Annotated in this window: 26 protein-coding genes; 16 read left to right on the top strand and 10 right to left on the bottom strand. The window is 73.1% G+C overall.

What is annotated here, in order from left to right; genetic code table 11:
- The first annotated feature begins 81 nt into the window (after positions 1-81).
- The 3 genes from AC1DUE_RS03380 (at position 82) to AC1DUE_RS03390 (ending at position 2,969) form a co-directional block, all read left to right on the top strand.
- The gene (locus AC1DUE_RS03380) at positions 82-1,506 is read left to right on the top strand and encodes a DEAD/DEAH box helicase (RefSeq protein ID WP_477037977.1); all 1,425 of its coding nucleotides are present in this window, start codon (positions 82-84) and stop codon (positions 1,504-1,506) included.
- A gap of 106 nt (positions 1,507-1,612) precedes the next feature.
- The gene (locus AC1DUE_RS03385) at positions 1,613-2,215 is read left to right on the top strand and encodes a sulfite oxidase-like oxidoreductase (RefSeq protein ID WP_477037978.1); all 603 of its coding nucleotides are present in this window, start codon (positions 1,613-1,615) and stop codon (positions 2,213-2,215) included.
- Positions 2,208-2,969 carry a ferredoxin reductase gene (locus AC1DUE_RS03390; protein WP_477037979.1) on the top strand — a complete coding sequence of 254 codons (762 nt, stop codon included), beginning with the start codon at positions 2,208-2,210 and terminating at the stop codon, positions 2,967-2,969. Before AC1DUE_RS03385 ends, AC1DUE_RS03390 begins: the two co-directional genes overlap by 8 nt.
- 1 nt (position 2,970) lies before the next feature.
- Here AC1DUE_RS03390 and AC1DUE_RS03395 read toward each other — a convergent pair whose 3' ends face one another.
- The 3 genes from AC1DUE_RS03395 to AC1DUE_RS03405 form a co-directional block, all read right to left on the bottom strand.
- A complete protein-coding gene (locus tag AC1DUE_RS03395) occupies positions 2,971-3,567 on the bottom strand; it encodes a mycothiol transferase (protein WP_477037980.1) in 597 nt (198 codons plus the stop codon).
- A 73-nt stretch (positions 3,568-3,640) separates the two neighbouring features.
- Positions 3,641-6,307 carry a phosphoenolpyruvate carboxylase gene (locus AC1DUE_RS03400; RefSeq protein ID WP_477037981.1) on the bottom strand — a complete coding sequence of 889 codons (2,667 nt, stop codon included), beginning with the start codon at positions 6,305-6,307 and terminating at the stop codon, positions 3,641-3,643.
- Between the two features lie 76 nt (positions 6,308-6,383).
- Positions 6,384-7,235, bottom strand: coding sequence for an NAD-dependent epimerase/dehydratase family protein (locus AC1DUE_RS03405; protein WP_477037982.1), 852 nt, complete (start codon positions 7,233-7,235; stop codon positions 6,384-6,386).
- A gap of 89 nt (positions 7,236-7,324) precedes the next feature.
- Here AC1DUE_RS03405 and AC1DUE_RS03410 point away from each other — a divergent pair, with 89 nt between their 5' ends.
- Positions 7,325-7,696, top strand: a complete 372-nt coding sequence (locus AC1DUE_RS03410; protein WP_477037983.1) for a winged helix-turn-helix transcriptional regulator — start codon at positions 7,325-7,327, stop codon at positions 7,694-7,696.
- 57 nt (positions 7,697-7,753) lie between these two features.
- Here AC1DUE_RS03410 and AC1DUE_RS03415 read toward each other — a convergent pair whose 3' ends face one another.
- Positions 7,754-8,362, bottom strand: coding sequence for a hypothetical protein (locus AC1DUE_RS03415; RefSeq protein WP_477037984.1), 609 nt, complete (start codon positions 8,360-8,362; stop codon positions 7,754-7,756).
- A gap of 138 nt (positions 8,363-8,500) precedes the next feature.
- Here AC1DUE_RS03415 and AC1DUE_RS03420 point away from each other — a divergent pair, with 138 nt between their 5' ends.
- A complete protein-coding gene (locus AC1DUE_RS03420; RefSeq protein ID WP_477037985.1) occupies positions 8,501-8,887 on the top strand; it encodes a hypothetical protein in 387 nt (128 codons plus the stop codon).
- Between the two features lie 11 nt (positions 8,888-8,898).
- Here AC1DUE_RS03420 and AC1DUE_RS03425 read toward each other — a convergent pair whose 3' ends face one another.
- The 5 genes from AC1DUE_RS03425 to AC1DUE_RS03445 all read right to left on the bottom strand — a co-directional run bounded on the left by AC1DUE_RS03425 (position 8,899) and on the right by AC1DUE_RS03445 (position 11,875).
- Entirely contained in the window at positions 8,899-9,048 is a 150-nt protein-coding gene (locus tag AC1DUE_RS03425; RefSeq protein ID WP_477037986.1) for a hypothetical protein, read from the bottom strand.
- A 100-nt stretch (positions 9,049-9,148) separates the two neighbouring features.
- Positions 9,149-10,240 (bottom strand): DNA glycosylase AlkZ-like family protein, encoded by a 1,092-nt coding sequence (locus tag AC1DUE_RS03430; RefSeq protein WP_477037987.1) that lies wholly within the window; start codon positions 10,238-10,240, stop codon positions 9,149-9,151.
- Between the two features lie 20 nt (positions 10,241-10,260).
- Positions 10,261-10,626: a nuclear transport factor 2 family protein gene (locus AC1DUE_RS03435; protein WP_477037988.1), complete on the bottom strand. Its 366-nt coding sequence runs from the start codon at positions 10,624-10,626 to the stop codon at positions 10,261-10,263.
- A gap of 26 nt (positions 10,627-10,652) precedes the next feature.
- Entirely contained in the window at positions 10,653-10,871 is a 219-nt protein-coding gene (locus tag AC1DUE_RS03440) for a CDGSH iron-sulfur domain-containing protein (protein WP_477037989.1), read from the bottom strand.
- Entirely contained in the window at positions 10,868-11,875 is a 1,008-nt protein-coding gene (locus AC1DUE_RS03445) for an iron-containing redox enzyme family protein (RefSeq protein ID WP_477037990.1), read from the bottom strand. The genes AC1DUE_RS03440 and AC1DUE_RS03445 overlap by 4 nt, the downstream gene beginning before the upstream one ends.
- 194 nt (positions 11,876-12,069) lie before the next feature.
- Between AC1DUE_RS03445 and AC1DUE_RS03450 the strand changes: the two genes are divergently transcribed.
- From AC1DUE_RS03450 to AC1DUE_RS03495, 10 genes are all read left to right on the top strand, one after another.
- On the top strand, positions 12,070-12,714 hold the full coding sequence (locus AC1DUE_RS03450) for a fasciclin domain-containing protein (protein ID WP_477037991.1): 645 nt from the start codon (positions 12,070-12,072) through the stop codon (positions 12,712-12,714).
- 98 nt (positions 12,715-12,812) lie between these two features.
- Positions 12,813-13,637, top strand: a complete 825-nt coding sequence (locus AC1DUE_RS03455; protein WP_477037992.1) for a DUF4397 domain-containing protein — start codon at positions 12,813-12,815, stop codon at positions 13,635-13,637.
- Positions 13,638-13,660: 23 nt separating this feature from the next.
- Positions 13,661-14,341 (top strand): class F sortase, encoded by a 681-nt coding sequence (locus AC1DUE_RS03460; RefSeq protein ID WP_477037993.1) that lies wholly within the window; start codon positions 13,661-13,663, stop codon positions 14,339-14,341.
- A 37-nt stretch (positions 14,342-14,378) separates the two neighbouring features.
- Positions 14,379-14,990, top strand: coding sequence for an RNA polymerase sigma factor (locus AC1DUE_RS03465; RefSeq protein WP_477037994.1), 612 nt, complete (start codon positions 14,379-14,381; stop codon positions 14,988-14,990).
- Positions 14,977-15,717 (top strand): anti-sigma factor, encoded by a 741-nt coding sequence (locus AC1DUE_RS03470; protein WP_477037995.1) that lies wholly within the window; start codon positions 14,977-14,979, stop codon positions 15,715-15,717. The genes AC1DUE_RS03465 and AC1DUE_RS03470 overlap by 14 nt, the downstream gene beginning before the upstream one ends.
- A gap of 12 nt (positions 15,718-15,729) precedes the next feature.
- Positions 15,730-16,026, top strand: coding sequence for a hypothetical protein (locus AC1DUE_RS03475; protein WP_477037996.1), 297 nt, complete (start codon positions 15,730-15,732; stop codon positions 16,024-16,026).
- Between the two features lie 67 nt (positions 16,027-16,093).
- Positions 16,094-17,365: a hypothetical protein gene (locus AC1DUE_RS03480; RefSeq protein ID WP_477037997.1), complete on the top strand. Its 1,272-nt coding sequence runs from the start codon at positions 16,094-16,096 to the stop codon at positions 17,363-17,365.
- Between the two features lie 99 nt (positions 17,366-17,464).
- A complete protein-coding gene (locus tag AC1DUE_RS03485) occupies positions 17,465-17,734 on the top strand; it encodes a hypothetical protein (protein ID WP_477037998.1) in 270 nt (89 codons plus the stop codon).
- Between the two features lie 74 nt (positions 17,735-17,808).
- Positions 17,809-18,171 carry a PadR family transcriptional regulator gene (locus AC1DUE_RS03490; protein WP_477037999.1) on the top strand — a complete coding sequence of 121 codons (363 nt, stop codon included), beginning with the start codon at positions 17,809-17,811 and terminating at the stop codon, positions 18,169-18,171.
- Positions 18,171-19,520, top strand: coding sequence for a permease prefix domain 1-containing protein (locus AC1DUE_RS03495; protein ID WP_477038000.1), 1,350 nt, complete (start codon positions 18,171-18,173; stop codon positions 19,518-19,520). The genes AC1DUE_RS03490 and AC1DUE_RS03495 overlap by 1 nt, the downstream gene beginning before the upstream one ends.
- A 2-nt stretch (positions 19,521-19,522) precedes the next feature.
- On the opposite strand, the gene AC1DUE_RS03500 is transcribed toward AC1DUE_RS03495, so the two are convergent.
- Positions 19,523-19,765 (bottom strand): hypothetical protein, encoded by a 243-nt coding sequence (locus AC1DUE_RS03500; protein WP_477038001.1) that lies wholly within the window; start codon positions 19,763-19,765, stop codon positions 19,523-19,525.
- 113 nt (positions 19,766-19,878) lie between these two features.
- Here AC1DUE_RS03500 and AC1DUE_RS03505 point away from each other — a divergent pair, with 113 nt between their 5' ends.
- Positions 19,879-20,499: a TetR/AcrR family transcriptional regulator C-terminal domain-containing protein gene (locus AC1DUE_RS03505; RefSeq protein WP_477038002.1), complete on the top strand. Its 621-nt coding sequence runs from the start codon at positions 19,879-19,881 to the stop codon at positions 20,497-20,499.
- Positions 20,500-20,563 lie beyond the last annotated feature (64 nt).

The following is a 20,563-nucleotide window of genomic DNA, read 5'->3' on the forward strand; positions in this document are numbered from 1 at the left end:
ACCCGCTCAGGTTGCTCTGGCGGCGGACCCCGACCAAGCCTCTTGAAAGGCTCTACCTTGACTTCCTTCGCCGATCTCGGCGTGCCCTCTGCCCTGTCCGCCGCTCTGACGGACCAGGGCATCACGGCCCCCTTCCCCATCCAGACCGCCACGCTCCCCGACTCCCTGGCGGGCCGTGACGTCCTCGGCCGCGGCCGCACGGGCTCCGGCAAGACCCTCGCGTTCGCCCTCCCGCTCGTCACGCGCACGGCCGCCGCCGGCAAGGGCAAGGTCGCGCGTCGGCCCCGCGCCCTCGTCCTGGCCCCGACGCGCGAGCTCGCCACCCAGATCGACGCGACCATCGCGCCGCTGGCCAAGGTGCTCGGCCTGAACACCACCGTCATCTTCGGCGGCGTGTCCCAGGGCCGTCAGGTCTCCGCGCTCAACGGCGGCGTCGACATCGTCGTCGCGTGCCCGGGCCGCCTCGAGGACCTGCTCAACCAGAGGCTCATCTCGCTCGAGGACGTGCAGATCACGGTTCTCGACGAGGCCGACCACATGGCCGACCTCGGCTTCCTGCCCGTCGTGAAGCGGATCCTCGACAAGACGCCGCCGCGCGGCCAGCGCCTGCTGTTCTCGGCGACGCTGGACAAGGGCGTCGACCAGCTGGTCAAGCGTTACTTGAGCAACCCGGTCGAGCACTCCGTGGACAGCGCCGAGTCGCCGGTGGCCGCGATGACCCACCACCTGTTCGAGGTCCGCGACGCCGAGTCCAAGAAGGCCGTCGTCCACCACCTCGCCTCGGGCACGGGCCGCCGCGTCCTGTTCATGCGCACCAAGCACCAGGCCAAGAAGCTGGCCAAGCAGCTCACCATGGACGGCATCCCCGCCGTGGACCTGCATGGCAACCTGGCGCAGGCCGCCCGCGAGCGGAACCTCGAAGCGTTCTCCAACGGCTCCGTGCGCGTGCTCGTCGCCACCGACATCGCCGCCCGCGGCATCCACGTGGACGACATCGAGCTCGTCGTGCACGTCGACCCGCCTGCCGAGCACAAGGCGTACCTGCACCGCTCCGGCCGCACCGCGCGTGCCGGGTCGGGCGGCGACGTCGTCACGATCGTCCTGCCCGAGCAGCGCGGCGACGTCCGCCAGCTGACCCGTGCGGCCAAGATCACCGCCACCCCGAAGCCGGTCAACGCCGGCGACGCGACGCTGACGTCCCTCGTCGGCGAGCAGGCGGCCCCCGTGCGCTACGTCGCGCCTCCCGTCACCCAGCAGTCCTCCGGTGGCGGCGGTGGCCGTCGCGGCTCCGGTCGCGGCAACGGTTCGAGCCGTCAGGCCTCGGCCGCCGCCTCGTCGGGTGCGCCGTCGGGCGGCCAGCGTCAGCGTCAGGCGTCGGGCGGCACCGCTGCCGGCGCCCCGTCGGGCCAGCGTCGTCGTCGTGGCGGCTCCGGTCGTGGCGGCTCCGGCGGCGGCTCGGGCGCGTCGTCGTCCGGCGGCCCCCGCGTGGTCTACTCGCGCGGCTGATCCACCGTTCTTCACCAGGGGCCGGCCCTTTCTCGGGCCGGCCTCTGGCGTATCCGCAGGTGGCGCCGCATGATGGGACTCTCCGACGCACCCTGGGAGCTCTCGAATGGCGATCATCTCCCGCGGCTTCCGCGGCAAGCGTGAGACCGACCCCCGCATCCCACCCGGTCAGTACCTCGAACGTGGCTTCCCGGTCCTGTCCGCCGGTCCCACGCCGCGTGCGGACCTGTCCACGTGGACGTTCTCGATCACGGCCGACGGCGGCGAGCTCAAGACCTGGTCCTGGTCCGAGCTCACCCACCTGCCGCACGAGGACGTCGTCAAGGACATCCACTGCGTGACCAAGTGGTCCAAGCTCGACTCGGTCTGGCGCGGCATCTCGCTGGACACGCTGCTCGACGCCGTCGAGATCGACCCGGACCACGCCTATGTCATGGCGCACTGCGACGGCGGCTACACCACCAACGTCCCGCTCGAGGACCTGCGCGGCGGCAAGGCCTGGATCGCGTACCAGTACGACGGAGCGCCGCTGCCGCCCGAGCACGGCGGACCGGCCCGGCTGCTGGTGCCGCACCTGTACTTCTGGAAGTCGGCCAAGTGGGTCCGCAGCCTGGAGCTCATGACCGAGAACACCTGGGGCTTCTGGGAGCGGCTCGGCTACCACGAGTACGGCGACCCCTGGAAGGAACAGCGGTACTGGGGTGACTGAGCTCTACGCCCTCCCCTGGCTGGTCGGGACGCTCGTCGACCGCCGGTTCGAGACCCCCTCCGCGGCAACCCTGGAGCTCGACGTACCCGGATGGCACGGCGCCATGCCCGGGCAGCACGTCGACGTGCGGCTGACCGCCGAGGACGGGTACTCCACGCAGCGCTCCTACTCGCTCGCCTCCCCCGGCACGATGGGCCGCCCGGGCGGGCCCATGGTCGACGAGCGGATCGCGCTCACGGTCCAGGTCGTCGACGACGGCGAGGTCTCCCCGTACCTCACCGAGGACCTCCAGGTCGGCGACGAGCTCGAGCTGCGCGGCCCCGTCGGCAACTGGTTCGTCTGGCACGCGACCGACCCGCACCCGGTGCAGCTCGTCGCCGGGGGCTCGGGGCTGGTCCCGCTCATGTCGATGTTGCGGACGCGCCGCGACGTCGGTTCGGCCTCGCCGTTCCGGCTGCTCGTGTCGGTCCGTACGCCCGCCGACGCCCTGTACGCCGACGAGCTCGCGTCGCTGGAGCCCGACGTCGCGATCACCCGCGTGTGGACCCGCACGGGCCCGCCCGGGTGGAGCGGACCCGTCGGGCGCGTGAACGCCGACGTGCTGCGCGACGCGTGCTACCCGCCGTCGGAGAACGCGCACGTCTTCGTCTGCGGCCCCACACCCTTCGTCGAGCTCGTGGCCGACACGCTGGTCGACCTCGGCCACGACCCCGACCGCATCCGCACGGAACGCTTCGGCCCGACGGGGCCCTGACCTACCGGTCCCACTCCCGGATCCAGCCCAGCGGCGCACCCGAGACCGGGCGCCAGTCGAGCGGCGGATCCTCGCCGACACGGCCGTCGACCGCCTCGCGCAGCAGGTCCGCGTGCCCCGTGTGCCGGCCGTACTCCTCGAGCAGGTCGAACAGCAGCCGACGCAGGTTGGCGTGGTTGCCCGCGTCGTCGCCGTCGCGCACCTCCTGGCCGAGGTCGCCGGAGGCCAGCGCGGTAGCCAGCCGGTCGCGCGACCGTGCGACCGCGTCGTCCCACGCCGCGTAGAGCTGTTCGGGAGTGTCGTTCACGGCGGACAGGATCTCGGTGTCGTTCTCGCCCCAGGTCTCGGGGTGCCAGATCCCCTCGCCGGGGTGCTGGCCCGCGAGCTTCCAGGAGAAGGTGGTGTCCTCGACGGCTGCGAGGTGCTTGAGCAGTCCCCCCAGGGTCAGTGCGGAGACACCGATGTGCTGGTCGAGGCCGGCGCTGTCGAGTCCGTCGGCCTTCCAGCGAAAGGTCGTGCGCATCCGGTCGAGCGCGCCGACGAGGTGGTCGAGCTCGTTGCTCGCGAGGGGCGGTTCCCAGGGAACGGTCTTTGTCATGAGACGACCGTAGGCCCGGTTCCGGACGATACGCGTCCGGAACCGGGCCCATGTGTCGAGAGGCGGGGTCGAGTCAGCCGGTGTTCTGCAGACCTGCGGCGACGCCGTTGACGGACAGCAGGAGCAGTCGTCGCAGGTCGTCGACCTGCTCGGGCGCCGCACCCGTGCGCAGCGCACGCAGGGCTCGCAGCTGCAGGAGCGAGAGGGCGTCGACGTACGGGCTGCGCAGCTGCACCGCGCGGCCGAGGATGCGGCGGCGCGACAGGATCGCGTCGCTGTCGGTGATGAGCAGGACCCACTTGCGGGTCAGCGCCATCTCCTCAAGCACCTGGCCGGCCAGGTCGTCGCGGTCACCGAGGGCGAGGTAGCGCTCGGCGATCCGCTGGTCGGTCTTGGCCAGCGACATCTCGACGTTGTCGATCATCGTGGTGAACAGCGGCCACTGCGCGTACGCGGCACGCAGCTCGTCCAGGTCGCCGACCTCCTCGAGCGCGGTGCCCAGGCCGTACCAGCCGGCCAGGTTGATGCGCGCCTGCGACCAGGAGAACACCCACGGGATCGCGCGCAGGTCGTCGAGCGACTCGACGGACAGGCCACGACGGGCCGGCCGCGAGCCGATCGGCAGCAGCCCGAGCTCCTCCAGCGGGGTCACCTCGGCGAACCACTGCGGGAAGCCCGGGGACTTCACCAGCTCGTGGAACCGCACGCGGGACGTCTCGTCCATGCGCGCGGCCAGCGCGCTGAACCGGTCGGTCGCGGCGGCGTTGCGCTTCTCCACCGACGGCGCGCCGGCCAGCAGGGTCGCCGCGGCGACCTGCTCGATGTGCCGGGCGGCGATGACCGGGTCGCCGTACCGGGCGAAGATGACCTCGCCCTGCTCGGTGAGCTTGAACCGGCCGTCCACGGACCCCGGGGGCTGGGCCAGGAGGGCGCGGTTGGCGGGGCCGCCGCCACGTCCGAGCGCGCCGCCGCGGCCGTGGAACAGGGTCAGGACGATGTCATTGCGCCGCGCCCACTCGGTGATGCGGCGCTGCGCCGTGTCGAGCGTGAGCGTCGCAGAGACCGGGCCGACGTCCTTCGACGAGTCCGAGTAGCCGAGCATGACCTCGACGCGGCGACCGTTCTCCGCGAGCCGGCGCTGGACCTGCGGGAACGCGAGCGCACCCTCGAGGATGTCGACGCTCGCCTCGAGGTCCGCGAAGGTCTCGAACAGCGGGATCGCGTCGATGGTCGGCGTGAAGTCCGCGCCCTCGAACGCGAGCTCCGCCAGCTCGTAGACCGCGGCCAGGTGCTCGGCGGACTGCGTGAACGAGACGATGTAGCGGCGGGCCGCCGAGATGCCGAACCGGCGCTGCACCTCACCCAGCGCGCGGAACGTGGCGATCACCTCGACGGTGCGCGGCTCCAGCTCGCCGCCGAGGCCGTTCGTCGCGATGTCGGCGAGCGCGCCGGCGTGGACCTGCGAGTGCTGCCGGACCTCGAGCTCGGCCAGGTGGAACCCGAAGGTCTGCACCTGCCAGATCAGTCGCTGCAGCTCGCCGTAGGCGGACCGCGGGGCGCCGGCCTCGGCGAGCGAGCGCTGCACGACCGCGAGGTCGGACTCGAACTCGGCGGCGTCGGCGTAGGCGAGCTCGGCGTCCTGCCGGCGCGTGGCGGCGAGGCGCTCGGCCAGGAAGTAGACGACGCGGCGGTGGGGCTCGTTCGGTGCGTCGACGGCGATCCGTTCGGCCAGCGCCGGCGAGAGGGCGACCTGGCCGTCCCACAGCGCGGTGAGCTCGGCGGAGGCCGGGGTGTCGTCGGCGGAGAGCGTCAGGCCGCCCGCGGTCCGGCGCGCCGAGACCTCGAGCTCGCTGAGCACCTTGTCCGAGGCCATCGCGGCGGCCTGCAGCGTGATCTCGGCGGTGACGTTCGGGTTGCCGTCGCGGTCGCCACCGATCCACGACCCGAGCCGCGCGAACGAGCGGACCGCGGGCGCGGTGGTGCCGGCGGCGTCGGCCAGCAGCCAGTCGTCGAGGCGCCGGTACACGTCCGGCAGGGTGTCGGCGAGGGTGGACTCGAAGACGCTGAGCACGGTGCGGACCTCGTCGAGGACCGTGGGCTTGGCCTCCCGCAGCGGGGCCGTGCGCCACAGGGTGTCGATCTCGCCGAGCAGCCGACGGTCGTTCTCCGCGAGCGACATGCCCCCGATGCTCCGGGAGTCGCGCTCGGCAACCAGCTCGGCGATGCGCCGGATCGACGCCGACACCGCGCGGCGGCGGGCCTCGGTGGGGTGCGCTGTCAGGACCGGGCGGAACTCCATCTCGGACAGCCGCTGGCGAGCGACGTCCTGGCCGACCTCCTGCGCGAGCTGCGCGACCGCGGCCGGCAGGGAGTCGTCGGGCGCCAGGTGGTGCGGCAGCAGGCTGGCCTCGCGCTCACGCAGGACCCGCACGCGGTGGTACTCCTCGGCCGTGTTGGCCAGGTGGAAGTAGCACGTGAACGCGCGGGCGACCTGCTCGGCGCGGGCCAGCGTGAAGCCGGACACCAGCTCCTCGGCCTGCGCCAGCGCCTCGGCGTCCGGCCCGTTGTGCGCCCGGATCGCCAGCTCGCGCAACCGCTCGACGTCGGCCAGCAGGTCGTCCCCGCCGGCCTCGCGCAGCACTCGACCCAGGAACTCGCCGAGCACCCGCACGTCGTTGCGCAGCGGTTCGGGTACCTCGTGGTTGGCCAGACCCTGCGGGGCGTCGCTCGGTGCAGTCACGGGCCCAAAACTAGGGCACGTTCGGGGATCCGTGCCCGGGGCGTCCAGGGACGTGACATGTGAGACACGTCTCGCCTCAGGCGGACAGCTCCTCGAGCAGGCTCGGCCGACGAGGAACCCAGCCCCAGGTGGCGCGGGCGAGCGCCCCCGTCGCCCGCTGGTCGATCAGGAGCGCGTCCGCGAATCCGGCGCCGAGCCGGGCGCGCGTCTCGTCGTCGGACTCGGGCAGCACCCGACCGTCGGCGCCGACGACCGCCTGGGCGATCTCCCGCACCGTCGGGTTCTGGCCCGAGGCCCCCGCGACGCGACCGCGCAGCCCGCCGGACAGGGCCGCGACGTACAGGTCGGCGAGGTCCTCGACGTGCACCGTCGTCCAGTGCTGCTCCCCCGAGCCGACCAGGCGCAGCGCGCCGTCCTCGGTCCGGGGCCCGGCGCCGAGGACACCCGCCACGATCCCGCGGCCCTGCCCGTAGACGATGCCGGGCGCGACGATCGTCGCGCGCACGTCCGCGGCGAGCAGCCGGTCCTCGCGCTCGAGCCGCCACGCGACGATCGTCGGCGGGTCGAGCGGTCCGTCCTCCTCGACCTCGCCCGCACCCCAGACCCAGATGCCGCTGGTGTGCACGTACTGCTTGTCCGTGCCCGCGAACGCCCGGACGACCGCGTCGATCACCGCGTCGTCGAACGCCGGGTTCTGCCCGTCCCCCGTGGCCGCCGTGTGGATCGCGGCGTCGACCGTGCCGAGCTCGTCGACCAGCCAGGCGGTGTCGGTGAGGTCGTGCACGACGGCCTTCGCCCCCGCCTCCCGGGCCTGCGCCGCGGACGACTCGCTGCGCGTGACGGCGAGCACCTCGTGGCCCGCGGACCGCAGCGCGGCGAGGACGTTCGACCCGACGTACCCGGTGGCGCCGGTGAGAAGGACGTACATGTGAGGACTCCCGCTTGTCGTGGATGAGCTGCGTCGTCGCCGATAGTATGGATTGGAAACTGGTCACTTCAACGGAAGTCGGTCACCCCGTGGATACCGTGCCCTACGACGTCCTCGACGTCGCCTGCCCGAGCCGCATGGTGCTCGCACGCGTCGGCGAGAAGTGGACCGTCCGCATCCTGCTGTCGCTGGACCGCTCGGTGCTGCGCTTCTCCGAGCTGCGCGGACTGCTCACCGACATCACGCCGAAGGTGCTGACCGAGACCCTGCGGGCGCTCGAGCGCGACGGGCTGGTGGCCCGCCAGGCGTTCGCGGAGGTGCCGCCGCGCGTCGAGTACCGGCTGACCCCGCTCGGCACCTCACTTCTCGACGCGCTCCAGACCATGCGCTCGTGGTCTGAGGCCAACGCACCGGCGATCCTGGAGTCCCGCGCCCGGGCGGACGCCGCGGCCCTCGTCTGAGCGGGCCGTCTCCCCGTAGCGTTCGCGGAACCGGAACCGGAACCGGTGCCGGTGCGGTCAGCCGACCCGCGCGATGGTCGTCCGCACCGCGGTGACGGTCGGACGGTCGGGCACCGACGAGAATCCGAACTGCACCGCGGGCACCGTCGGCAGCAGCGCACCGCACGGCACCGAGTGCCAGGTCGCGCGCACGTCGGCGACGCGGTGCTGACCGAGGGCGCCGTACCACTCGCGCCGGTCGGCGCCGGCGGTCCCCCGCGTGCGCACCCCCGGCAGGACCACTCGCACCACCGGGTCCGCGAACGTCGCGAACGCGCGTGACCTCGTGACGGAGCGCGGCACGGCGGCCAGCGCCCGGCCCAGGGCCGTCGGTCCGCCCAGCGTCACGACGGCGTCGAGCGCACCGGCCGACACGTCCCAGGTCCGCGCCGCACGGTCGCACCGCACCTGCACCGGCGCGACGACGACCTCGTCGAACTGGTAGGTCGCGGCGATCTCGTCGGCGATGCCGCGGCTCGGGGCGATCAGCGTGCGCCGCCCGTCGGCGTCCTGCGTCATGACGTCGGCGAACGGCGGCCAGGGCGAACGCAGCCAGCGGCCGACGACGACGCGCCGACCGTCCGCGGTCGCGAAGCCGAGGATGTGGCCGTCGTAGCGGTCGGTCATCGGGCCAGTCTCGGCGATCGGATCGTCATCCGCCCAGGCGACCGGAGCACGCCTCCCGGGCGCGCGCCCGGGTTGCGGCCCCATCGGGACGGCAGTCCAATACCAGCTGGGGGGAACCTACAGAAGGAGGCTCCCGAAATGGATGCTCAGACTGTCTGGATCATCGTCGCCGTCGTCGTGATCATCGTGATCATCGTCGCGGTGGTGGCACTCGCCGGCCGCGGACGGCGTCGGGAGGACGCACAGCGCGCCAAGGCGCAGGCGATCCGCGAGCAGGCGGCCGCCGACCAGGTCGAGCTGCAGCGACGTGAGGCCGAGGCGGCCCGTCTCGACGCCCAGGCTCGGCTCGCGCAGGCCGAGGCCGACGCCCGGGCCGCGGATGCCGCGGCGCTCCAGAACGAGGCTCGCTCCCACGCCCAGGAGGCCAGCGGTGCACGCACCGAGCTCGACGAGCGACTGAGCGCGGCCGACCGGATCGACCCTGACGTCGTCGTGGACGAGGCGCCTCCGGAGCAGCGCGTCTGAGGCCTGCCGGGTCAGGCGTCAGGGTCCTCGCCCTCGGCGGGTTCGCTCGCGTGCTCGCGAGCGTCCCCGCCGGCGGCGTCCGGGGCACCGTCGGCGCCCTCCGCCGGATCGGTCGCGTGCGCGCGGGTCTCGTCGTCGGGGACCGGGGTCTCGGTGCTCATCTGGCTGCTTCCTGTCCGGGCGTGCGCCGGTCGGCGGACGCGTCCTTTCGACCGTACGCCCGGGGGCGCCGATCCGTCGGGCGAGCGAGGGGCCACGCCGTCAGCCGGTCGTCACGGTGGGACGCAGGTCGCGCTCGAGGACTCCCGCGAGCTGCGCCACCCCCTCGTCGAGGGCACTCGGCGCGGGGGTCGTCGTCGCCTCGAACAGCGTCACGTCGAGCGCGTCGTCGCGCACCGACCACGTCCCGGCGACGACCCCTGCGGCCACCACCACGTTCGCGCCGCGAGTGACGAGCGCGCGGCGGGCGGGCGGCACGACGTCGGGGTCTGCGGTCCCCGGCCCGAGCACCCACTGGTCGTACCCGGGCAGCAGCCGGACGACGTCCGTCGGCGGTGTCGCGACGAGCTCGTCGACGTCCTCCCGGAGCACGAACGCCGTCGTGCCGTCCGCGTCGACGGGTGCGAGCTCGTCGGCCAGGTCGTCGACCCACGCCGCGATCCGCCGGCGGCCGGCGCTGAGCCCGGCGCCGAGCCAGTACTGCAGGTGGTCCGGGGTCGTCGGCCCGTAGGCGCGCGCATACGCGGTGACCGCGTGCCGGCCCGCGTCGGCGAGGTCCGGCCAGCTCGTCCACCGAGGGTTCTGGTCGAGCCGCTGGAAGGTCGCCCGGCCGTCTCGCGACGGGCCGAACGTCAGATCGCCCTGCCACGCCAGCGCCTTGAGCAGCGTCCACGGATCGGTTGCGAAGATCGACCGCAGGTGCGCGTACCCGTGGTGCTCGGCGAGGGCGTCGCCGMGCTCGGCCGGGGTCAGGGGGCGGTCGTCGAGGGCGTCCCGCACCGCGGACCGGAACGCGGGCCAGGCCTCGGGCGCGATGCCGTAGTGCTGCTGCCAGCTGGGAAGCTCCCACTGCCGGCCGGCCGCACGCAGCGCGAGGTACGCCCCGCCCTCCTCGGGCGTGAGGAGGTGGACGGCGCCGCGGAACGCGAACGTCCGCAGCAGCCGGCCGTCGCGCACCGCCGCCTCGACCTCCCCCGCCCGGGAGGCCCGCTGCCGGGTCCGGACCGCGAGGTCGACGTCGGACTGCGCGGGGATCGCGGTCAGCCGCCGCACGACGTCCTCGGCGCTGACGGTGCCGACCGGCTCCAGCAGGTGTCGACGCATCCGCCAGGCGAGCGCCTGGGGTCGGGTCACGCGCACCGGTCCCGGGCGCGTCACGCCTGCGACTCGCTCCACCCGGGCATGCCCGGCCAGTGCGCCCACTCCTCGAAGTGCCGCACCCGGCCGTCGGGGGCGAACCGCAGGATCCACAGGTCGCGGTACTCGTGGGGCTCGTCGCCGAGGTAGTGCACCTCCGCCCGGACCACGGCCGTGTCGCCGTCGACCGCGAGCACGGCCGAGGTCATGGTGAACGGCGTGTCGTCGTCCCAGAAACCGCGGATCTCGTCGATGCCGGACAGGCCGTCGTCGTAGGCGGATCGCAGGTAGCGCGCGTCGTCCGTGAACAGGCGGTCGATCCCGGCTGCGTCACGGTCGCGCCACGCGCGCTCGTACTCGAAGACCCAGGCGGTGACGTCCATGCGTCGAGTCTGCCGTCCGACGCAGGTCAGGGCGCGCTGAAGCCGATCGCCTTGTGCGACCCGTCGCAGAAGGGCTTGATCGCCGACGACCCACAGCGGCACAGGGCCACCGTCGCCCGTCGTCTCGGCACGGGCGCACCCGAGCCGTCGACGATGGCGACGTCGCCCCGGACCAGGATCGGCCCGTCCGGGCAGGCGACGATGCTCGGCTCGGTCGGCCGCGCGCGCGGCGGGCGCTCGCTCATGGCGTGCGCAGCGAGGACTCGCCCGCCTGCCACGCCTCCAGCACGTGGCCCGCGACGAGGTCGTCGAGGTACAGGCAGACCGCGGCGCCGAAGAAGAGGTCGTCGACGAGCTCGGGCTCCTGCTCGGCCAGACCGCCCGCCAGGTCGCGGCCGGCGATCTGCTCGTGCACGGCGTCCGCCTCGACGTGCTCGTCGAAGTACCCGGTGGTGTCCGCGTCGAACCCGTGCCGCCGGAAGCCGTCGCCGTACAGGCGGTTGGGCAGCGACGACGTCATCTCGAACGCCGCCAGGTGCCCGGCGGTGGCACCTCGCCAACGACGGTGCAGCCCGAACAGCGACATGACGTTGACGTGCGCGAGCGTCACCGCCGGGACCTGCTCCACGTAGGCGCCGTAGTGCGGGTCGAGCCCGGCGCCGCGCATCGTCCGCGCGAACAGCTCGGCGTGCATGCGCTCGAGCGCACCGCCGCCGTACTCGTCGGCCTGGATCTCGACCAACGCCGCCTTGGGCCGCCCCTCCAGCCGCGGGATCGCCCAGGTGTGCGGGTCGGCCTCCTTGAGCTGGTAGAGCGACCGGTGCACGAGGAGCTCGCGCAGCTGTTCGACCGTCGCGCTCTTGGCGACGTAGCGCGACAGGCTCGGACCCGGGCTCGGCGCAGTCATGGCGAAGAGCGCCCCGGCGACGGCTCCGCGCTCCGGGGGCACTCCGCGGGGGACGTCCACCGCCTCCGTCAGCGCCGACTCGACGGCGAGCTCCAGCGTCGCGCGGACCCGGAGCAGGTCCGGGTCCCACTCCCACTCCTCCTCCACGCCGGCGAACCCGCGGTAGAAGAGCTCGTAGAGCACGTAGAGGCTGAGCTGGACATCGTCGTCCGTGAGCAGGTCGTCGGCACCAGCGATCGCCCGGTCCACCAGGTCTCCGGAGACGCGGGCCTTGTCGGCCGAGGCGCCGAGCACGTCGACGAGAGCCTCGCTCAGAGCGCCGCGTGGATGGGGAAGCTTCATGGAGAGGTCCTTGCGCGTTCGGTGGCGAACCACACCACCCCGACGCTGGAGCCGGTCGCCGCTGCCAGCCTCACACGTCCTCGGCGAGGCGCAAGCCGACGACCTCGGTGCATCCCGACCGGGTCCGGCGAGCGAAGAAGGTGCGCGGGTGCATCAGCCGCCCGCCGACCTCCCACCCACGCAAGGAGCCCACCATGAGGATCCGTCGCACGATCACGACCTTGGTCGTCGCAGGTCTGGCCGCCGGGACCGGCGTCGCGCTCGCGCCCGCCGCCACTGCCGCGCCACCCTCCGGCACGTCGAGCCTGGCCGCCCTGCTCGCGTCCGACGGGGACACGTTCGACCGCAGCTGGCGGGACTTCGACATCCTGGACCAGGCGATCGGCGCGGTGCTGGCCGCGAAGCCCTCCAGCCCGGTCGCCGTCCTCGCGGACGGCTCGGTCCCGCTCACCGCGTTCCTGCCCACCGACCGCGCGTTCCAGCTCCTGGCCAAGGACCTGACCCACCGCTGGTACGGCTCGGAGGAGCAGGTGTTCACGGCGCTCGCGGGCGCCGTCGGCATCGACGCCCTCGAGCAGGTCCTGCTCTACCACGTGGTCCCCGGCGCCACGATCGACTCCGGCACCGCGCTGGCCAGTGACGACGCGGTCCTGACCACCGCGCAGGGCGGCACGTTCACCGTGGACGTGATCTCGAAGCGGTGGGGGATCGTGCAGCTGCGCGACCAGGACCGCAACGACCTCAACCCGTTCCTGATCCCGGGTCGCCTCGACCTCAACGCGGGCAACGTCCAGATCGCGCACGCGATCACCTTCGTGCTGCGGCCCGTCGACCTCTAGGTCGCCGACCCTGCATCCGGGGACGGCCCGACGGGCGAAGGAGGGGTGTCAGCACATCGGCCGCCCCGCTCGTCGGGCCAGTCCTCGAAGGACGCACCATGCGCGCACGACTGCTCGCCGGCATCGCCGCCGGAACCCTCGCCCTCCTCACGCTCGCCGCGGTGCCCGCGTCGGCCGCGGACCCCGCCAAGCTCTCCGTGTTCCACGGCGTGCCCGGGCTCACCGTCGACGTGTGGGTCAACGGCGAGCGGACGCTCGACGACTTCACACCCGGGTCGATGGCGGGTCCCCTGGACCTTCCGGCCGGGACGTACACCGTCGCCATCACGGCCGCGGACGCCGCCGACGCCTCGGCACCGGCGATCGGGCCGGTCGATCTCGCGCTCGAGGCCGGCAAGAACTACACCGCCGTGGCCCACCTCGACGCGGCCGGCACCCCGACCGCCACGCTGTTCACGAACGACATCTCCACCACGGCCGCCGGGCAGGGGCGGCTGACGGTGCGGCACGTCGCCGCGGCACCCGGGGTCGACGTCCTCGCGGGCGGGACCGCGGTGATCACGAACCTCACCAACCCGAACGAGAAGGTGCTGAACCTGCCGGCCGGGACGGTCTCGGCGAGCGTCACCGCGGCCGGGACGACGACACCAGCGCTCCTGGGCCCGGCCGACGTGCCGGTCACCGAGGGCACGAACACGATCGTCTACGCATGGGGCAGCGCGACGGCCACGCCCGCCACGCTCGCGCTCGCCACGCAGACGATCACCGGCCTGCACGGCTCCCCCTCCGGTGTGAACGCGGGCGAGGTCGGCCTCGTCAGCGACTCCGGCACACCCGCCTGGCCGTACGCGCTCGGAGCGCTGGCCGTCGCAGGCCTGGCCGGTCTGGGGATCGCCCGCCGCTCGTCGACCCGGTCGAGCTGACCCTGTCGCGGACCGGTTCACCGATGCCCGGGCAGGCCGCCGCGCCTGCCCGGGCCTCGGTGCGCCCTGCGCTCGTCGTCCTGGTCGCCGCGATCGGCCTCGTCACCGCCTGCAGCGGCCCGGACCCCGCGGTCCCGTCGCCCTCCACGGCGGGACCGCGGCCGAGCCTCTCGCCACCCGAGCCGTCGGCGCCCGTGCCGTCGGTCCCCGTGCACGACGCCGCGCTCGGCGCGACACCCCCGGCCGCGGCGACGCCGGCGCCCGTACGGCTCGTCGTGCCGGACGTCTCGATCGACATGGCGGTGGACCCGGTGGGCGTCCAGGACGACGGCGAGATGCAGATCCCCCCGGACGCGAACCGCGCCGGCTGGTACCGGTTCGGGCCGGCGCCCTCCGACGTCCAGGGCGCCACCGTGCTGGCCGCCCACGTCGACAGCCGGCTCACCGGCGTCGGACAGTTCGCGCGGCTGCGCGACGTCGCCCCGGGAGCGACGCTCACGCTCACGACCGCGGACGGCGTCGAGCACGCGTACACGGTCGTCGACCGCCAGGAGGTCGCCAAGGACGTGGCGCCCGTCGCGCAGTGGTTCGACCGGACGGGCGCGCCGCGACTGGTGCTCGTGACCTGCGGCGGGACATTCCGACGGGACATCGGGCACTATGAGGACAACGTCGTCGTCACGGCCGAGCCGGTCGATGGATAGCGACATGACACTGGCGCACACGAGTGAGGAGCCGTCCGTGACCGTACCCGGACCGGGCTCCAGGGACGAGGCGCGCCTGCACGCCGTCCACGGCCGGGATCCGGACGGTGACGGCGTCGAAGAGCTGGGTCTGGCCTTCGCCGGCGGGGACGAGTCCGCCCTCGCCGAGGCGTACCGGCGCTGGGCGACGCTCGTGCACTCGATCGCGGTCCGTTCGCTCGGCAGCGTCCCCGACGCCGAGGACGTCACCCAGCTGGTCTTCGTCCAGGCCTGGCGCAGCCGTGAACGGTTCGACCCCACCCGGTCGCGGCTGCCCGCCTGGCTGCTCGGCATCACGCGCCACGTCGTCGCCGACGCGCACGAGCGGCGCTCCCGGGACCGACGGCTGCGCGACAGGTCGGCGGAGTCCCTGCACGAGGTGCCGTCGGTCGTCGACGACCGCGTGGTGGACCGCGTGGTGATCGCCGACGAGCTGGACCGGCTCGGCGACCCGCAGCGCACGATCCTGCGGCTCGCCTTCTACGACGACCTCACCCACGACCAGATCGCGAACCGGCTCGACCTGCCGCTCGGCACGGTCAAGAGTCACGTCCGGCGCAGCCTCGCCCGACTACGGACCAGATGGGAGGCCGACGGTGTCGTTCGATGAGTCGCACGTGGACGACGACGTGCTCGCCCTCCTCGCGCTCGGCGAGGACGTCGGGTCCGCAGCGGACCTCGCCCACCTCGAGCGCTGCGAGCGCTGCACCGGCGAGCTGTCGACCCTGCGCGAGGTCGTCGGGATCGCCCGCTCCGGGAACGGCGACCTGCCGATCGTCGCGCCCGCGCCCGCCGTCTGGGAGCGCGTCGCCGACGAGCTGGGCCTCGCCCCGCAGACCCGCGCGGCCGTCGCGCCCCCGGAACCACCACCCGCTCAGGTCGTCCCACTGAGCTCGCGCCGTCGGCAGCGCCCGTGGCCGTGGTTGGCCGGCGCCGCGGCCGTCGGGCTCGTCATCGGTGGCGGCGGTGCGTGGTGGATCTCGAACCGCACCGAGCCGGTCACCGTGCTGGCCACGGCGACGCTCGAACCGCTCCCGGGGTGGAGCGCGACCGGCTCGGCCGTCGTCGAGACCGCACCCGACGGTGGCCGGGTCCTGGTGGTCGACCTGTCCACCGCCGTGCCGTCCGACGACGCCTTCCAGGAGGTCTGGCTGCTGACGCCCGACGTCACCGGCCTGGTCAGCCTCGGCACGCTCGAGGGGACGTCGGGCCGGTTCGACCTGCCGGCGGGGCTCGACCTGGCCCAGTACTCCGTGGTCGACGTGTCGCAGGAGAGCCTCGACGGGAACCCGGCGCACTCCGGCGACTCGATCGTGCGCGGCCCGCTCCGGGCATAGGCGCGCGGGGCCGTGCCGGACGACGACCCGGGGGTGTCGCCGACGCGGCTGCGCGTCGGCATCTTCCTCGTCTTCCTGTGGTGGATCCCGGTCTGGCTCGCCGCGCCCGTGCTCGCCGACGTCCTCGGCATCCCGGCCGACGACGCGCTCATCTGGCTCATCGTCGTCCAGTCCGTCGTCGGCGTCGCCGGTGTGCTCGTCGTCGGCCGACAGGTCGCGAGGATCATGAAGGGCATCCCGGCCCGCAGGATGCTCCCGACCGTGTGGCAGGTCCTGCGGCACGGCTCGCTCGACACGTCGGGAGGGTGACCGGAGCCCGCAGGTATCTGCCCACGGCGATCTCACCCTTTCTCAGTGATCGACGAGGAGGGGCCTCATGTCCGTGGACACCGAGCGACGCGAGCAGGCAGCACCCGAGATGGCGCCCGCAGCAGTGCCGGCACCGGCACCGCCCACGAGCCAGCCCGTCGACCCGAGCGACGGCACGCTGCCGATCCTGATCTTCGCGCCGGCGTTCGCCCGCTCGTCGTCGAACAGCGGCACCCGCGTGGCCGAGCTGATCGCGAAGAAGGCGAGCATCCTGCCCGGCACCTACAAGGTGGTCGACAGGAGCGAGCAGGGCACCGGCCTTCGGGTCTGCAAGACGATCGTGGGACCCGACGGCTCGCCCGTCCTGGACGTCCTCGAGCTGGACTACCTGAGCCGGCTCGAGGATGCCGACCTGATCGGGAGGGGCGCGTCGGCACCGGGATTCGTCCGGAGCGGGTTCCTCGCGATCCGCGGGATGCTGATGCTCGTTCCCGCGATCCGCCGGGCCGGCAAGTCGGCCCGCGCTCGGATGCAGCTCCTGTGGGGGTTCGGCTCCCTGGTGGTGCTGCTCCTGCTGGCCGTCGTCGCGATCGTGACGTCGCTGCACGCCATGGGGATCGGGGACGGGTTCATCGGGGACGACAACGCCGCCGTGATCTCGATCGGCTCCGGTGTGGCCGTCGCGGGGATCTGGGCCCGGTACCGCCCGCAGTTCACGGCCGGCGCCGAGCGCATCGAACGGATGATGAACTTCGCCGACGATCCCCGCTACCGGGCGGCCGTCGTGCGCACCGTCTGGGAGGCCCTCGACGGCCTGCGCGACCGGACGTGGAGGGGGCCGATCCACCTCGTCGGCTTCAGCTTCGGGTCCTTGGTGCTGCTGGACGCCCTCTTCCCGCAGCGAAGCCGGGACGGCGAGACGCTCGTCGACCCGAACCTTCGCGACCTGGCGTCGATGGTGACGTCGTTGACGACCATCGGGTGCCCCGCCGACTTCGCGCGGCTCTACTGGCCGCGGTGGTTCGAGGACCGCTGGCCCTACCCCTCGAACCTCGAGTGGATCAACGTCCTGAACGCGTCCGACGTCTTCGGCTCCAACTTCCGCGACGACGACGACACGACGACCCAGACGACGCCCGCGACGCCCGGCGCGGCACTGCAGCCCACTCGACAGGTGACCTACCTGCCGGCGCAGCCGTGGTGGCAGATCTTCCTGATGGGCGACTTCTCCATCCACGGCGCCTACTGGGGCGGCCCGAAGGCGGACAGCTGCTTCGAGCGGGAGCCCCTGGTCAGCACATGGCTCGGGCGTGTGGCCGACCCGGTCCGACCCCGCTAGACGGGCGGGGCGGGTTCGGGATCGGGCCGGCGCCGGAATGCCGAGCGACCAGGTACCTGTTTCGCCTGCGACGAGCAGTGCGCGAGAGAGGGCTCCCCGATGACCGTGAACGAGATGACGCTGGCGGAGGCCGTCGCGGCCGTCGAGGCCACGCTCGACTCCCCCCACCTGCACGTGGACCGTCGGCGGGCGCGCCAGGACGAGGCGTCGTTCCTGCTGGTCGTCCTCGACACCAGCGGCGGACGCGGCGACGGACCGGTCGCCAACGGGCCGCGCCTGGTCGACCGGCACAGCGGCGCGGTGACCCGGCTGACCATCCCCGACGCGGTCGCCCGCGCCGAGCGCATGGCGCCCGTCGGGGCGAGCTAGTCCCCCGAACGGTCGACTCCATACCTAGAGCCGCTAGGGTTTAATACCTAGCACATCAAGGTAGAGGAGCTGTCGTGCGCATCGACAAGGACCTGGTCGCCGCCTCGGCGACCCCGCTCGTGCTCGGGATCCTCGTGGACGGCGACCTCTACGGCTACGCGATCCTCAAACGCGTCGGCGAGCTCTCCGGGGGACGCATGCAGTGGACCGACGGCATGCTCTACCCGCTCCTGCACCGGCTCGAACGGCTGGGCCACGTCTCGTCGTCCTGGGGCACGTCCGAGTCCGGCCGGCGTCGCAAGCACTACGCGATCACCCCGACCGGGCGCGCGGCGCTCGCCGAGCGGCAGGCGCAGTGGACCGTCGTCGCGGACGCGCTCCGGCAGGTCTGGGAGTCGGCGCCGCGGCCCGCCACCGTCGTCGAGGGGTGGGCGTGATGGCGCACGACGACGAGCTCGAGGCCCAGGTCGACAGGTGGCGCGGGTACGTGCACCGGCGTCAGGTCATCTCGTCGGCGGACGTCGACGAGCTCGAGGACCACCTGCGCGGACAGGTGACGGACCTGCGCGCGATCGGGCTCGACGACGACGAGGCGTTCCTCGTCGCGATCAAGCGCCTCGGCAACCTGGACGCGGTCTCCCGCGAGTACGCCCGTGAGCACTCGGACCGGCTGTGGAAACAGCTCGCGCTCGTCCCCGACGAGTCCCCCGGCTCGCCCTCGCCGCGCTGGCGCGAGCTCACCGTGGTGCTCGCACTCGCCGTCGGCGCGGGCGTCGCGGTGCGAGCCGGGATCGCCTGGTTCGACGACGAGATCACCTTCGCGCTCAACGCGGGCCTGCTCGTCGTGCCGTTCCTTGCCGCGTACCTCGGGTGGAAGCGGCAGGCAGGCCCGCGGACCGTGGCGGCGATCGCCGTGCCGTTCGTCGTGCTGGCCGTCGTGCTCAACGCGTACCCGTTCGTCCCCGAGGGGTCGACCGAGGTGCTCGCGGTGCTGCACACACCCGTCGTCCTGTGGCTGCTGGTGGGGCTCGCGTACGTCGCCGGCTCCTGGCGCTCGGACGGCCGGCGCATGGACTTCGTGCGGTTCACGGGCGAGCTCGCGATCTACTTCACGCTGCTCGCGCTGGGCGGCGGGGTCCTGCTCGGGCTCACCGCCGGGGTGCTGCAGCTCGTCGGCATCGACCCCGAACCGGTGATCGCGGGCTGGGTGATGCCGTTCGCCGTCCCCGGCGCCCTCATCGTCGCCGCCTGGCTCGTCGAGGCCAAGCAGGACGTCGTCGAGAACATCGCGCCCGTGCTGACCCGGATCTTCACGCCGCTGACCATCGTCATGCTGGTGGCCGTCCTCGTGGCCCTGATCGCGTCGGGAGGCCTCGTCGAGGTGGACCGCGACCTGCTCATCCTGATGGACGCGATCCTCGTGCTCGTCCTGGCGCTGCTCCTCTACTCGATCTCGGCCCGCGACCCGCTCGCACCCCCCGCGCTCTCCGACTGGCTCCAGCTCGTCCTGGTGGGGACGGCCCTCGCGGTCGACGCCGTCATGCTGACCGCGATGCTCACGCGGATCGCGCAGTTCGGGACCAGCCCCAACAAGATCGCCGCGCTCGGGCTCAACCTCCTGCTGCTCGTCCACCTCGGGGTCTCCGCGTGGCGGAGCGCCCGGTTCCTGCGTGGTCGCGGCACGTTCGCGGAGCTCGAGCGCTGGCAGACGCGGTACCTGCCGGTCTACGCGGCCTGGGCGGCGGTCGTCGTGATCGTCTTCCCGCCGCTGTTCTCCTTCGCCTGAGGTCAGTCGGTCTGGCGCGAGAACAGGCCGGCGATCCAGCTCTGCCAGCCCACCAGCACCCGCGGCGGGCGATCGTGCGCGGGAGCCGGGCCGGCGTCGCGACCCTGGAGCGAGCGCGCGTGCACAGACCCACCGTGATGGCCGGGGCCTCGATGGCCGTCGGGGTTCTCCTGGTGCTCGGGAACCCCCGGCACGTGGTGCGTCGCCTCGTGCAGCACGTCTCGCACGACGTGTTCCTTCGACATGGCTTCCCCTCTCGTCGTCGAGCGGTGGCGGGACGCGATCCTCCCTACCACCGATAGGGAGAATCTATCACTGATAGAGTCGGAGTACAGGCTTTCGCGGAAGGGGTCGGACGATGGCGTTGGACCGCGCGCAGGTCGTCTCCGAGGCGGTCGCGCTCCTGGACGCCGACGGGCTCGACGGAGTCACGACGCGCAAGCTCGCCACCCGCCTCGGCGTGCAGTCCCCCTCGCTCTACTGGCACGTGCCCAACAAGGCCGCCCTCGTCACCGCGATCGCCGACGCGATCCTCGCCGACCTGGTGCAGCACCTGTCGGCCCCCAAGGACGACGAGGCCTGGGAGGACTGGCTGACGGGGCTCGCCCGAGGGCTGCGCCGAGCGTTGCTCGCCCACCCCGACGGAGCGCGCGTGGTCTCCGCCGCGCAGCTGTCCGCCGCGATGAACACCATCTCCGAGCGCGCCATGAGCGCTCTCGTCGACGCGGGCGTCCCGCTCCGCCAGGCGCGCGTGATCACCCTGGCCACCGAGCGCTTCACCGTCGGCTACGTGCTCGAGGAGCAAGCACCCCGCCCCGACCAGGTCGCGCTCGAGAGCTGGGACCTGGCCGAGTTCGCCGCGGCTCACCCCACCGTGATCGCGGGGATCACCGACTACTTGCAGGACGGGCGCACGCCCGACGACCTGTTCGACGACTGCCTCCACGTCGTCATCGCGGGCGCCGCAGCCACCACCTGAGGCCTCTGGTCAGGGAACGAGGACGATGCGCTCGTCCGCTGCGAGGACCTGCGTCCCGGCCCGT

This window comes from Cellulomonas sp. P4_A2 (assembly GCF_056402515.1).